Source organism: Rhodopseudomonas sp. BR0G17 (genome assembly GCF_010907025.1).
Lineage (GTDB): Bacteria > Pseudomonadota > Alphaproteobacteria > Rhizobiales > Xanthobacteraceae > Rhodopseudomonas > Rhodopseudomonas palustris_H.
Genome location: NZ_QUML01000058.1, coordinates 1 through 13,722 on the forward strand (window position 1 = coordinate 1; position 13,722 = coordinate 13,722).

The 13,722-nt window shown below is 62.9% G+C and carries 13 protein-coding genes and 2 pseudogenes; 14 read left to right on the forward strand and 1 reads right to left on the reverse strand.

Features of this window, described 5'->3' with window-relative positions; translation table 11 throughout:
* The 14 genes and pseudogenes from DY467_RS24525 to DY467_RS26900 all read left to right on the forward strand — a co-directional run.
* Nucleotides 1–289, forward strand: a pseudogene (locus tag DY467_RS24525) (MFS transporter); the annotation flags it as partial.
* Between the two features lie 123 nt (nucleotides 290–412).
* Nucleotides 413–1,813 (forward strand): TAXI family TRAP transporter solute-binding subunit, encoded by a 1,401-nt coding sequence (locus tag DY467_RS24530; RefSeq protein WP_164639608.1) that lies wholly within the window; start codon nucleotides 413–415, stop codon nucleotides 1,811–1,813.
* Between the two features lie 112 nt (nucleotides 1,814–1,925).
* Nucleotides 1,926–2,090, forward strand: coding sequence for a Flp family type IVb pilin (locus DY467_RS24535; RefSeq protein WP_012495417.1), 165 nt, complete (start codon nucleotides 1,926–1,928; stop codon nucleotides 2,088–2,090).
* A gap of 289 nt (nucleotides 2,091–2,379) precedes the next feature.
* Nucleotides 2,380–3,933 (forward strand): hypothetical protein, encoded by a 1,554-nt coding sequence (locus DY467_RS24540; protein ID WP_164639610.1) that lies wholly within the window; start codon nucleotides 2,380–2,382, stop codon nucleotides 3,931–3,933.
* 99 nt (nucleotides 3,934–4,032) lie between these two features.
* On the forward strand, nucleotides 4,033–4,356 hold the full coding sequence (locus DY467_RS24545) for a hypothetical protein (protein WP_164572110.1): 324 nt from the start codon (nucleotides 4,033–4,035) through the stop codon (nucleotides 4,354–4,356).
* A 266-nt stretch (nucleotides 4,357–4,622) separates the two neighbouring features.
* Nucleotides 4,623–5,798 carry a phage portal protein gene (locus DY467_RS24550; protein WP_164639611.1) on the forward strand — a complete coding sequence of 392 codons (1,176 nt, stop codon included), beginning with the start codon at nucleotides 4,623–4,625 and terminating at the stop codon, nucleotides 5,796–5,798.
* Between the two features lie 77 nt (nucleotides 5,799–5,875).
* Complete coding sequence (locus DY467_RS24555) at nucleotides 5,876–7,111, forward strand: hypothetical protein (protein ID WP_164639613.1); 1,236 nt, start codon at nucleotides 5,876–5,878, stop codon at nucleotides 7,109–7,111.
* Nucleotides 7,087–7,680, forward strand: coding sequence for a hypothetical protein (locus DY467_RS24560; protein ID WP_164639614.1), 594 nt, complete (start codon nucleotides 7,087–7,089; stop codon nucleotides 7,678–7,680). The genes DY467_RS24555 and DY467_RS24560 overlap by 25 nt, the downstream gene beginning before the upstream one ends.
* Nucleotides 7,681–7,769: 89 nt before the next feature.
* Nucleotides 7,770–7,970, forward strand: coding sequence for a hypothetical protein (locus DY467_RS24565; RefSeq protein WP_164639616.1), 201 nt, complete (start codon nucleotides 7,770–7,772; stop codon nucleotides 7,968–7,970).
* A 4-nt stretch (nucleotides 7,971–7,974) separates the two neighbouring features.
* Nucleotides 7,975–8,154 carry a hypothetical protein gene (locus tag DY467_RS24570; protein ID WP_164639618.1) on the forward strand — a complete coding sequence of 60 codons (180 nt, stop codon included), beginning with the start codon at nucleotides 7,975–7,977 and terminating at the stop codon, nucleotides 8,152–8,154.
* An 86-nt stretch (nucleotides 8,155–8,240) separates the two neighbouring features.
* On the forward strand, nucleotides 8,241–8,987 hold the full coding sequence (locus DY467_RS24575; RefSeq protein WP_164639620.1) for an HK97 family phage prohead protease: 747 nt from the start codon (nucleotides 8,241–8,243) through the stop codon (nucleotides 8,985–8,987).
* A gap of 129 nt (nucleotides 8,988–9,116) precedes the next feature.
* On the forward strand, nucleotides 9,117–10,373 hold the full coding sequence (locus DY467_RS24580) for a phage major capsid protein (protein WP_164639622.1): 1,257 nt from the start codon (nucleotides 9,117–9,119) through the stop codon (nucleotides 10,371–10,373).
* Nucleotides 10,374–10,744: 371 nt separating this feature from the next.
* The gene (locus tag DY467_RS24585; protein WP_164639624.1) at nucleotides 10,745–11,116 is read left to right on the forward strand and encodes a DUF2019 domain-containing protein; all 372 of its coding nucleotides are present in this window, start codon (nucleotides 10,745–10,747) and stop codon (nucleotides 11,114–11,116) included.
* Nucleotides 11,117–11,276: 160 nt separating this feature from the next.
* A pseudogene (locus DY467_RS26900) lies at nucleotides 11,277–11,380 on the forward strand (phage major capsid protein); the annotation flags it as partial.
* A 161-nt stretch (nucleotides 11,381–11,541) separates the two neighbouring features.
* Here DY467_RS26900 and DY467_RS24590 read toward each other — a convergent pair.
* Nucleotides 11,542–13,722 (reverse strand): ATP-binding protein (locus tag DY467_RS24590; protein WP_205502771.1); only part of this gene is annotated, 2,181 nt, incomplete at its 5' end.

The following is a 13,722-nucleotide window of genomic DNA, read 5'->3' on the forward strand; positions in this document are numbered from 1 at the left end:
GATCGGCACCGCGACCGGCGCGATGAACTTCTTCCGGGCGCTGATGGCCTCGTTCACCGTGGCCGGATTCACGGCGATCCTGCTGATCGCGCTCGGCGGCGACGTGCAGCTTGGCGGCGCCGAGCATCGCCATGTCGTCGGCAGCGTCGGGTCCGCCGAGATGGTCGCGGCGTTCCGCTGGGTGTTCGCCGCGGCGGCGCTGATGCTGACGGCCTCGGCGCTGTGCATTGTCGTGATGGAAGAGCGCAAACTGGCCGGACCCGAACCGACGCTCGCGCTTTCGGAGTAGGCGTCGACGGTCGGATTTGCCGATACCCCGCCCTTGAAAATTGAGTACTCTGCCGCACAACGGCCGTAAGCTCGGCGCAGGGCGTGAGCCGGCGCCGCCCCGGCGCGAGAAGCGGGTGACGGGATGGCATCCCCGGACGGCAGTGGCAGCGACAGTTTCCGCAAGCGGCGACGCCGCAATCGCGAGCGTTTTGTGCTGGCGGCGGTGCTGACATTCATTCTGGTTGCGGTCGGCGTGCTTGCCTTGGTGTTCTACGAGCTACGGCCCGTCAGCCTGAAGATCGCGGTGGGGCCGGGCGGCGGCGACGATCTGAAGCTGGTGCAGGCGCTGGCGCAGAGTTTTGCTCGGGATCGGGCTGCGGTGCGGCTGGTGCCGTTGGTGACGGGTGGGGCGACGCCGAGCATCGAGGCGTTTCGCGACCACAAGGCGGACCTTGCGGTGACCCGCGCCGACCTCGACCTGCCTGCCGACGCGCAGGCGGTCGCGGTGCTGCGCAAGAACGTGGTGGTGCTGTGGGCGCCGTCGTCGGCCGGAAAGGGCAAGAAGTCGGTCAAGACGATTGCCGATCTGGCCGGCCGCCGGGTCGGCGTGATCGGGCGGACGCCGGCCAATATCAAACTGTTCGACATCATTCTGGCCGAGTCCGGCGTCGCGCCCGACAAGGTCCAGAAGGAGCAGTTCGCCACCGGCCAGCTCGCCGAGATGGCGCACGATCCTGCGCTCGATGCGTTCCTGGCGGTCGGGCCGCTCGACAGCAAGATCACCGGCGAAGCGATCGCCGCGACCGCGAAGGCGCGGGGCGAGCCGCGGTTCCTGCCGGTCGATGTCGGTGACGCCATCGCCAAGAAGTACCCGATCTACGACTCCGAAGAGATCCCGGGCAGCATCTTCTCGACCCAGCCGGCGCGGCCCGAGGACAAGGTCGACACCGTCAGCGTCAACCACCTGATTATCGCGCGGCAGTCGCTGTCCTCGGTGACGGTCACCAAGTTGACCCGGCAGATCTTTGCCGCCCGGCAGCAGATCGCCCGCGAGATGCCGCTCGCCGGCAAAATCGAAGCGCCCGACACCGAGAAGGATGCGGCGTTGCCGGCCCACCCCGGCGCCGCCGCGTTTATCGACGGCACCGACCGCACCTTCATGGAGCGCAACAGCGACTACATCTGGGGCTTGGTGCTGCTGCTGTCCGGCCTCGGTTCGGCCGGCGCCTGGTTCCGCAGCTATCTGAGCCGCGACGAGCGCGAAGCCGGCGCCAAGATGCGCGACCGTGCGCTGGCGATGGTCGCCAAGGCCCGGAAGGCAGAGTCACTCGAGGCGCTGGACGCCTTGCAGCACGAGATCGACAAGATCCTGCACGACACGCTGGATTGCTACGACGACGGCGCGATTGAAGACCTCGAGCCGTTCAGCCTGGTGCTGGAGCAGTTCCACCACGCGGTGCTCGATCGCCGCGCCGCGCTGAGCGTATCCGGCCCCAGGCTGGTTCCGGCTGATCCGGCGGTGCTGCCGGCCGCCCGGGCCTGATCGCTCGCAGTATCGGGATGCCGTCAAGATTCCTGTAACTTGTCACCTCTACGGTTCCAGCCTGCCCCGGAAGAACCCGAGGGCGATGTGGTCGCGAACACAGGAGAGTGCCGTGCGACGCCTGATTTCCCGCTTCTGGGCTGACACGCGCGGCGCCACTGCGATCGAATATGCCATGATCGCCGCGGGCCTCAGCATCGTGATCCTCGGCGTGGTGACGACGCTCGGCAACAGTCTGGCGGGTAAGTACACCTCTGTCAGCGAGGCGATGAAGTAACTCTCGTCTCCGCCCCTTTTGGTAGGCGGGATGTTTGGGCCATAAGGCCTCCAACTTTGGAGTGTCGGTCTGCGTCAGCCCGATCAGGCTTCGCTGGAGTCGGATCGGCCCGTGAGCTGTCAGCAAGCTCATCACGCTTGCCGAAGGTCGTCTATCCTTACCGAATGCTTAACCTCACGAGCCGGGAACTCCGTTGCCTCGTCGGACGCCACGATGGTTAACCGCTTCTTCGGCGTTCGCGGCTAACCGTTTGGGTTCGTCGTCCGACAGCCAACCGAAGGTCTGAAGCATGCGGCTCGCCGGCACATCGGCCTTAGGCGATGCACGATCGGGAACGGGAACTTGGTCCGCCGCCGATCCGTCGGGCGAACCGCTGGCCCGGATTCTCCTGACCTTCGCGGTCGCGCTCGGGGCGACCGCATTCTCGCCGCTGCTGCATATCGCCAGTCCGGTTCTTGCTATTTCGGTCGAGACGCTGATCGCGGTTGCGATCGCCCTGCTGATGCCGGCGCAGGGGCCGGTGATCGCGATCTTCGTGCTGGTGTTCCAGAACGTCTTCGTCTCGCTGTATTCGTCGCTGCTGACGGACCCGTCCGAGCTCGAGATTCTGAAAGGCTATAACTTTCTGATCTGCGCGGTGATGTGGCTGGTGGCGTTCGTACAGTCGATCCTGTCACGGCGATCGCCCGGTCTGAACCGCATGCTGCTTGCGAGCACCGCCGTGCTGGCGGTGATGGGGATCTACTTCGTGATCGGCCTCGGCCGTGAGCCGAAGGCATCGGCGATCTATCTCCGCAACATCGGGCTGCCGCTGCTGCTGTTCCAGCTCGCGTTGCTGGCGGCTGCGAACCATCGGATTCGGGTGACGCCCTATATCGTCATCATCGCGGTGATGATCCTGATCTGCGGCGCCGTCGAATTCCTGTTCCGCGATACTTGGCTCGCTCTCACCAATGGGCACGCCTACTGGCGGCTCGAAGAGATCAAGGCGGCGAAATCCGGCGTCTGGGAGCGCGAGATGCGCACCACCGGAAAGGTGATCGTCGGCATCAAGGATCTGTTCGTCGTCGACTTCTTCAACACCTCGCTGCTCAGCGGTCTCGGCCTCGGCCAGATGCTGCGGCTGTACGGACCGAATATCAGCCCGGTCAGCTTCGCCTACGGAATCGGTTTCTTCTCGCTGTTCCTGTTTGCGATTGGCCGTGCCGGTCTTGGCGTGTTGGCCTTCGTGTTGATGCTGTTATGCGGCGTCAAAGGCGCGGCGATCATGGTGCTGTTCGTCGGGGCCGCGTGGATCGGGACGGTCGTGATCGGCCCGGTGCTGGTGCTGCTCGGCGCCATCGGGGTGCTGGCGCTCTATGCCGTCTTGGTGATCCACAGCGGCCTCAAGATCGGCGATTATCACGTCATCGGCCTGATGGGCGGGTGGAACGGATTTCTGGCGGCGCCGCTGGGGCGCGGGCTGGGATCCGGCGGCAACCTCACCGAAGGATTCTCGGGCATCAACTGGCAGGCCGCGCAACAGGCCGGCGCGGTCGAAGGGGCCGCCGAAAGCTCGGTCGGCGTTCTGCTGTATCAGATGGGCGTGGCGGCTCTGGTTCCGCTCGGCTTCTACGCGGTCGTGGCGTGGTGGTGTTGGCGGCTCTACGCCCGTTCCGGCATCCTGCTGCTCGGCATGGCTGCATTCGGCATCCTGGTGGTGCTGACCAACGGCCTGTTCCAGGAAGAGGCGCTGTTCGCACCGCCCGCGATGGGCTTCATGATGTTGCTGGCCGGGCTGTTGCTCGGCAGCCAGATCCGCCACGAGCAGCCCCTGCCGGGATCATCGGACTTAAGAAAATAATCCTTGACAGCGTCACGCTGCCCCGGTAGCTTCCGGCCATGCTCCACAATTGGGTTCTGACGGCCCCGCTGAAAACTCTTCGGCGGACAGGCGACCGCGATGGTCGTGGCGTCGAACGCGGCCATCGCGGCGGCACTCACCGCAGCTGAGCCGCGCTATCGAGTTCCCGCCTTGCGCCATTTGCCAGCCGAACCTCTCGGAACAGGATTTTCGATCGTGCGTTGGCGCATCGATAGCAATGTCGATAGCGCTCAACAGCGAGGAGGGGTCATGGCGACTCGTGATGAAGGTCGAATCATCGAAAATCCGGTCGAGGCCCGACAAGGCGAACGTGGCCCCTCGGTGCTGGCTCTGCTGACCATCAGCACGGGCCTGGCCGTGCTGGTGTTAGGCGTGATCTGGTTTGTGTGGTTCAGGGTGTAGCAGCGAGCGTTCTGCTCAGCACCCGGTCACATCGAATACGAAGCGTCGAACAAGCGCCGAGCAAGTCTCGGCGCTTCGCTTTTGGGTGCGACCCGACAGGGCCGGATCTCTGCGTTGTGGCGACCGAACGCCCACAACGTCCTATCAATTCGGCACATCGCGCGCCCACAACGCCATTCAACTCAATTCCCTCAAACGTATCTGATCGCTCAAATGCGAAGCCCGTCGCTTCGCGCTCAATGGCTGCTGAAGCGAGGACGCAAGCGATGTTCGATCGGCTGAAGGCCTTTCTCGCTCCCCCGGAGGTCAAGACCTCGCGCACCGCGACGCTGCTGGCATTTGAGCGCAGCGGTGTGGCGCGGTTCACGCCGCGCGACTACTCGGGGCTGGCGCGCGAAGGTTATGTGCGCAATGCGATCGTGCATCGCTGCGTCAGGCTGGTGGCGGAGAATGCAGCCGCCTGCGTGTTCGGCGTATTCGACGGCGCGCAGGAGAAGGAGGCGCATCCGCTCGCCGGTTTGTTAGCGCACCCCAATCCGCGCCAGGACGGCACTGCGCTGCTGGAGACGCTGTACGCGCATCTTCTGCTCGCCGGAAATGCCTATATCGAGGCGGTGACGCTCGGCGAGGCGGTGCACGAGCTTTACGCGCTGCGGCCCGATCGCATCAAACTGATCCCGGGCGCCGATGGCTGGGCGGAGGCGTATGATTACAGCGTCGCTGGTCGCACCGTGCGGTTCGATCAGCATGCCGCTCCGGTTCCGCCGATCCTGCATCTGACGTTTTTCCACCCGCTCGACGATCATTACGGCCTGGCGCCGCTCGAAGCCGCCGCGGTCGCGGTCGACACCCACAACGCGGCGGCGCGCTGGAACAAGGCGCTGCTCGACAATTCCGCGCGGCCGTCGGGCGCGCTGGTGTATGCCGGCCCGGAAGGCGCCGTGCTCAGCGAGAACCAGTTCGAACGGCTGAAACGCGAATTGGAGCTCACCTACGAAGGCGCCGCCAATGCCGGTCGGCCGCTGCTGCTCGAGGGCGGGCTGGAGTGGAAGGCGATGGCGCTGTCGCCGAAGGACATGGATTTTCTCGAGGCCAAGCACGCCGCCGCGCGCGAGATCGCGCTGGCGTTCGGCGTGCCGCCGATGTTGCTCGGCATTCCCGGCGACAACACCTTCTCGAACTATCAGGAAGCCAACCGCAGCTTCGTCCGCCAGACCGTGCTGCCGCTGGCGACGCGCGTCGGCAACGCGCTGGCGCAGTGGCTCTCGCCGCAATTCGGAGACGGCGTGCGCCTGGTGATCGATACCGACCGGATCGACGCGCTGTCACCGGACCGCACCGCGCTTTGGGACCGCGTCACCCGCGCACCGTTCCTCACCCTGAACGAAAAGCGCGAAGCGGTCGGCTACGCGCCGATCGACGGCGGGGACGGGTTGGGGTGAGCCGGCACCGAAGCGCGATAGGCTCGGGTGCTAGTACGATCGCCCTCACTAGTTATGAGTTTAAGCGGATCACGACGATGAATGATAACGAGTCAGCGTGGCTCTCGCATCAGCGCGCGCGCTGGATGCGGCCTGATGCGCATCGCTTCGTGCGGCCTGACGCGGCCCGCTGGATCAGGCCGGATGTGGTACGCTTCCTGAAGCCCGGCGTAAGTTCATCGGAAGTGTTCGCAGCGCTGGACCGCAAGTTCAATCCGAACCAACCCCGGATACCCGCAGGCCACACGGGCGGCGGTCGATGGACAGATGGAAGTGGGCCATTGGAGGTGCAGCAGGAAGCCGAGCTCACAGACAGTGATATCTCGGCCGACGCAAACTCCGCGCTCGCATTTGGGGCTCAAAGCCCAGCCGACCTGAAATCCTGGCTTAAGCACCTTGATGATCTGGCCTGGAAGGATCCACGGCCGATCCCCAACTCCGAAGCAACCGACGTCGGCGACAACCTCGAAGAGGTTCAAGGCCGTCGACCGCCGCTGTCGACCTGGTTTCCGGGGGCGTCGACAGAGCAGTTGGTCCGTTTGGATCTGGCGACATCCCGCGGCGAAGCGGCTCTGGCCGAAATCCGCCGCTACGATGAGGACTGGAAACCGCGAGAGCTCAGCTTCGAGTCCTTCGGAAGTATCAATGGCGCGATCGCTAAAGCCGAGGCGCGCGCAAGGGAATCGGAGACCTATCTCGATCGGCTTCGAACCGGGGTCGGCGGTAATCTGGGGCCGCCACTCGATCCGTCGCCCACCAATCGGATCCCGGAGCTCGGCCCCTGTGATGGGACGTCATGGATCAACAGTTATCGAATATACAATAATAGGACAGATCTATTTGGTCGACTTGTCTGGCCGATGGATAAAGGGACCGTTGCGGTCGCAAGGATCGAAGGCGACGTATACTTCGGCGTCAACTCGCATGCGCCAGGTTACAGCAACGCCGATTGGAATCTGGCTGCAGGACTGCGCGATCAGATGGCTGTCGAGCACCCTGAATTGATCAGGGGAGAAAATATGGGATCTCGACCACTTGATGCTGTGTTTCATGCAGAAGCCAATCTTCTCATCCGAGCGAGTCGATATATTGGTAGTCTGGTGGATCGGTCCATCGAGCTGCAAGTCGATCAGCCCGTTTGCTGGAGCTGTGAACAGGTGTTGCCGAAAGTCGCACTGGGATTAGGCAATCCGTATGTCACGATCCGCGAGGCAAGATCAGGTCGCGCGAGCGTGATGTGGCAGGGCGAATGGCAAGTCTGGAGAAGGAAGTGAGGAAGCGGATCTACTTTCAAGATCTGGACCCGGACGGTTGGCCGGAGCCCGGCGAGCTAGCGCCTTACTTCCTGGCGCCGGCCGAAAATCCGTGGACTCCCGATCCGCACGGAAACGACGAGTTTGGGCTCGAGATTTCGGGATTGTACGGCACCGACGGCCAGCCCGGGATCGATCGGGTCACCGCGCGCCTCACAATGATCGGCACGCCGGATTTCGGCGTTTTCCTTTACTACCGCAAATGGGATGGCCGGACCAGGCAGCCGTTTGATTGTTACTCCAAGGGTGACATGAGCCGGATCAAGGAGTGGTTGCGGACGCTGGAGGGCGATTTGCGGCCGATCGGTCTGTTTATTTCCTACGCGCAAGCGTGGCCCGCTGTGAAGGAGTTCATGGAGCGGGACGGCGAACTACCGACCAGCATCGAATGGGTCGACGGCAAGGATCTTCCACCGAAAACCTTTCGTTTCCCGGGTTTCTTCAAACCGGGGCCGGAGCCACGCGTATTGCGGGATGAAGATATTAACGAGCAGCCACCCGGCGATGGCTTCAAGTTCTTGCGCCGCTGAACTGCGAGCGCAGAACGTTACTCGGATGATGCCGAATAACGGCAGGTGGACGACTCCCCACTACGCGGGGGTCTGCGGGCGAGATGCCGATGTCCGATCTGATCAAGATCTTTTCCGAGCGCGGTGACCTCGCTCACGTAGCGCTGTTGTTGTGGGCGATCGGGGCCAGTCTCGGGTTGTGGTTTGTGCTTCGCGAGTGGGCGGCGGCGGTGCGGCGGTTTGATGATTTCGTCCACGCGCTCGATCTGTTCAACCGCCGCGCGCGGCGCCGGGCGCATGACGAGGAGTAGGGCGATGCAGCGGCTGTCTATGGTGCTCACCCGCGTCCGCGCCGAGACCAAGTCGGCGCGCGATCCGCAGGCGATCTTCCGCGAGTTCCTGGCGCATCTGTCCGGCGCGCCGCGCAAACCGGCGCCGCGGCGTGCTGCGCCCAAGCCGCCGCCGCGCAAGCGGTCGGCCAAGCGCGCGAAGTAACCGCCGCGCGCCCGCGGGCGCCGCCGCCGCGCAGACCACCGCTCACCACCGCCATCCGCACTCACGCGTATCTTGCGAGGCCGCACATGCTTGCCCCGTTGCCTGCGCTCGCCCCGTCGCCTTCGCCTGCGCCGTTGCCGGCGCGGCTGTCGCTCGCCGAGGACGGCAGCATCGACGGCTATGCCAGCCTGTTCGGCGAGATCGACCAGGCCCGCGACATGGTGATGCCCGGCGCCTTCACCCAGACGCTGAAGCAGCGCGGCCTGCGAAAAATCCCGATGCTGTTTCAGCACGATCCCGCCGAGCCGGTCGGCGTCTGGCTGGAGCTGGCCGAAGACCTGCGCGGCCTGCGTGCCCGCGGCCGGCTGATCCCGGATGTGGCGCGCGGCCGCGAGCTGCTGGCGCTGCTGCGCGCCGGCGCGATCGACGGGCTGTCGATCGGCTATCGCACCGTGCGCGGCCAGATCGATCCGAGGACGCGGGTGCGGCGGCTGTACCAGGTCGATCTCTGGGAGATCTCGATCGTCACCTTTCCGCTGCTGAACGGCGCGCGCATCGCCACCGTCAAGCAGACGCCGCGGCCCTCGCCGCAGCGCGCCGCGGCGGAGGCGGCGTGGCGCCGCGTCCACGACGCGGCAGCGATCAGTTCCGGCGATGCCGCGGAGGCACCGGCATCGCCGATCCGGCGCGGGAGGATCGCGGCGACGCTGTCCACCCGCGCCGGCCGCAAACAGGCGCTGGCGAGTATCACCGGCTGCGTACGCCTCGGCCTCTCCCCGCGTGCGGCCGGATCGGCACGGCGTGCTGATGCGGGCGAGGAAGCGTCCTCGTGAGCCCCAGCGCTGCGCTGCGCGGCGGCCCTCACCCCAGCCCTCTCCCGCGCGCGGGAGAGGGGGCGCGCTGCGGATCGCGGCGACGACTTTTAAAGACCGACGTTCTTCATCATCACCACAAGGGATCTCATGATGACCACCTTCGACCATGCCCCCGAGACCAAGGCCGGCTTTGCCGGCGACGATGCGCAGCAGGTGTTCGATGCCCTGATGCGCGCGTTCGAGGACTACAAGGCCGAGAACGACGCGCGGCTGAAGGCGATCGAGACCGGCAAGGGCGACGTGCTGGCCGAGGAGAAGCTGGCGCGGATCGACGCCGCGCTGGATCATCAGCAGCGCCGGCTCGACGAGCTCGCCCTGAAGGCGGCGCGGCCGCAGCTCGCGGCGGAGCGGCCGCAGCCGGCCGCCGATCAGCGCGAGCACAAGAGCGCGTTCGAGGCCTATGTGCGCACCGGCGAGGCCGCCAGCCTGCGCCGGCTGGAGACCAAGGCGCTGTCGGCCGGCTCCGCGCCCGACGGCGGCTATCTGGTGCCGACCGAGCTCGAGCAGTCGATCAGTTCGCGGCTCGCCGCGATCTCGCCGATCCGCTCGCTGTCGACCGTGCGCGAGATCTCCGGCGGCGTGTACAAGAAGCCGTTCGTCACCGCCGGGCCTGCGACCGGCTGGGTCGGCGAGGGCGACGCCCGGCCGCAGACCAATGCGCCGTCGCTGGATGCGCTGTCGTTTCCGGCGATGGAGCTGTACGCGATGCCGGCCGCGACCGCGACGCTGCTCGACGACTCTGCAGTGAACATCGACGACTGGCGGGCCGGCGAGATCGACCAGGCGTTCGCCGAGCAGGAGGGCATCGCCTTTGTGTCCGGCGACGGCGTCAGTAAGCCGAAGGGCTTCCTCGCCGTGCCGACCGCGGCCAACAGCGCCTGGAGCTGGGGCAAGCTCGGCACCATCGCGACCGGCGCCGCCGGCGCGTTCGCCGCCACCGCGCCCGGCGACGTGCTGATCGACGTGATCTACGCGCTGCGGCCGGGCTATCGCCAGAACGCCAGCTTCGTGATGAACCGGCGGACGCAGGCGGCGATCCGCAAGTTCAAGGATTCCTCCGGCGCCTATCTGTGGCAGCCGCCGGTCACCGCCGGCGGCCGCGCCAGCCTCGCCGGCTTCCCGCTTGCGGACGCCGAGGACATGCCGGACATCGCGGCGAATTCGCTGTCGATCGCGTTCGGCGACTTCCGCCGCGGCTATCTGATCGTCGATCGCCAGGGCGTGCGCGTGCTGCGCGATCCGTATTCGTCGAAGCCCTACGTGCTGTTCTACACCACCAAGCGCGTCGGCGGCGGCGTCCAGGACTTCGACGCCATCAAGCTGGTGAAGTTTGCCGCGAGCTGAGGCTCAGCGCTCGCTCTCCCTCTCCCGCGCGCGGGAGAGGGCCGGGGTGAGGGCGACCCGAGCGCGGCGCTGCCATCGGACGGTGGGGTTAGGGCTGTAGGGTGGGTTAGGCGCGTAGCGCCGTAACCCACCGACCGCCTATCTTACGAGTGCCTAAGCATCGCAACCGCCGTACGACTGACCACTCGATCACGAGCGGCCTTGATGTCGGCGAGTAGTCCTGGCAGCTTTCGTGACTGAAGAATAGGGCTGCTCCATCGGTGGTATTTCGAGCGACAGTGGAGCGCTGATAAGCTGCCGGCGCATTCCCCGCAGCCGACGCGGAGATACGCACAGCCCATTGAGACGGACCGCCGCCAGAGGTCGGAGCCATGCGCAAGCCGGATCTGCACGGGATGGCGACGCCCGACCTTGTGGCTCCGTTTGCCAGAATCACGGTCGACCAGGACGACGCGCTGCTCGGCAACCAGATCGCGAGGTTCAACCGGCTGTACGGCGTGATGGCAGAGATTGCCGACGAGCTGAAGTCGCGCGACGGCGATCAGCGCACCGCGCTTCTCAGCCTCTTCGAGCACCCCAACATGCAGGTGCGGCTTCAGGCCGCGAAATTCAAGCTCGCGGTCGCGCCGGTGGAAGCGCGCCGGCAACTCGAAGCGATCGCATCCTCGAAATGGTTTCCGCAGGCCGGCGACGCCGGCATGTGCCTGTCCTTTCTGGACGATGGGACGTTCAAGCCGAAATGATGGGGCAAGTTGTCGTCGGGTTGGGAGAATGTGTCTCCGTCACGCAGCCGGACCAATTGGCGGTAAGCCGATGTCGAGAGGGGGCCCCTCATCCCGGCGAACGCGCTTGTGACCGTGTCGACAGCTTTCGCCGCGGCCCTCGCATGGTCGATCGCCGGGGCTGCGCGATCCGTATTCAGCCAAGCCCCACATGCTGTTCTACACACACAGCGCGTCGATGGCGGCGTCCAGGATTTCGACGCCATCAAGCTGGTGAAATTGGCGGGGGGTGAGCGGAGCGTCCGATCTCCCTCTCCCGCGTACGGGAGAGGGCCTGGCCAGGGGGGCACGTGCGCGCGGCGAAGGACAACCTAACGCGAGCTGAAGAAGTTTGCTAATTATGTCACTCACCATCAATGATGTAGCCGCGGTAAGCAATTGGAATCTCAGGTCAGGATCTTAGCCTGAAACTCAATGCGGGTGTCGTCGTTGGTGTAGCGACGGTTGTCTTTCTCATTATTCAGTGTGTCGTAGTAATTCCATAAATGCTCGTGGTCTTTCTTAAGTTCGTTAGCAAATTCAATAAACTCGCGACTTCCAAACCATTCTCCTTCCTTTGCCATTGGCTTAACTTGCGCCTCATCAATCAGTTGCATAAGCCCCTTAATCTCTTCTTCAAGGCCGTTCGATCTGCATTTGAGGCGAGACGAGAGCGTGGAAAATTTCACGGTTCGATCGGCCTTCTTTAGGTCCTCGATTAACTTATCAACGCCAGCGTGAGGCTTTGCTGTAACGTGCTTCAGGTCGGAGTATGTAAGTAGACAGGACGCTTCGGAAATATGCTCACGCGTTCTTTGATCTGCTCCGTCAATTAGCTTTCGATGGGCCTCGCATTCTCGGAGAATTGCCAAACGTCGATTAGTGTCGGGTGGTAAAAGAAGATATCTTCGGTCAATTCGGCCCGTACGTTTTATCGCTGGGTCTATTCGCTCCTCGTAATTCGTCGCGATGATGAATATGACCGACCGGGACTTGCGTAAGTTTGCGAACTTGATGAGCATGCCGGGTGTCAAGAATTGAAAGACGCTGTCCTGTTGGCGAAAAAGTTTTGAGTTTCTATCCAGAAGGAATTGATCCATTTCGTCGAATAGTACGATCGCGGACGGCTGACGCTCTATGACTGTGAATATGTTCTTGACACGACTTTCCATGCGAGATTCTCCCTCGCCAAGAAAGTCGCTCACCGTTACGGTGATAACCGGAAGGTTCAAGAAGTCGCCTAAAGAATCGGCGATCGTTGTCTTCCCGGTTCCAGGCGGGCCGTACAACAACATTGACCAATTGTGCGCTTCAGGCGCGGCTTTGGCCTTCCGGCTTTCGATAAAATCTTCGCCGATTTGCCGATATACATCATACGGCGTGCGGCCGCACGGTTCGTTTGATTTGATGATATTGTTCCAGTCGGTATTTGGTGGTTTTGGGTATCGAACTGCAAGTCGTGATCGAGTGAGTAATTGGTGTGCGGCGTCTGCGGCGAGTATAGTTCTTAGGCCCAATAAGAATTCGAGTATCTGACTCGATTCCCAGGTATCTATAAGTCTGGCGTCGCTCACGTACTCGGAATGCCATCCATAGACTAGCTTGCCGTTTAGTTTAATGGCAGTCTGTCTAGTCTTGAGCCAAGCCCAGTAGCGTTTCAGAAGTGATGTGTACTGGGGCTGGATGGTTCTTCGGCTCCCTCGTGCTGAGCCGGATCTCACAAAAATAGCGATGGAATTGAGTATCGATCTGGCGGCCTCAACCCCTATAGGAAAGAGGACGTGGCCCATTCGTCTTACTAACAGGGGGGTTTCAGACCGCCAATATGTATTTTGTTCTTGAGCTTTTGCCAAGACGGTTATCGTGCGTTCGAATAGCAGGGGGTCTACCTGCTCTGAGCTGAGATGAAGTAGTCCCTCTAAGCAGAACGCGAGCTCGGCTGCATCGAATCGGCTATCTACAATCTCTGCGAGTGAAAGGTGATCGTGGATGCGCGAGCGAAAGCGCTTTGCTGCGCTCGCTATTGAATTGATTATTGCAGGGTCGTTTGGTGTATCAATTGCGCGGAGGCATCGAATGAATCGGAGTAGTATGTAGCTTGAATTTCCAATAGTTGAGTTGTTTGGATCTTGAGTTGATTGTTCGCGAAATATATTGCAGATGGCGTGTCGTTTTTCGCTTGGATTTACGAATAGTTGCGCTCGAGATTGGAAGAGTCTCTTGCAGCTGTCGGCGATTTCTTGGTCTTTGCTTGAATTGCGAATCGAGAATTTGAATACATCATAGTGCCAACTTAGAGATAGGATGTCGTTGTGTCCGTATGTCTTTGAGTTGAGCTTAGAGTGCGGGGTGTTCGAATCCCACCTGGCGACGAGCATGTCGATCGCTTTGCCAATGCGCTCTTCGAGAGCTCGGTCGAGCGGAGGAATTTCGAGTTTTCCATAATCTCTCCAGGGAAAGCCGGACGATGCCGTCTCTGCGGTGCGGTGTAGCTCCCGTGACAGCGCTGCGACGATCATTGATGTCGTGCTTTGAGAGAATTCATCCGCGCTGGGATTGTCTTGGTTTGTGGTAGCTGAGGGTGTTGT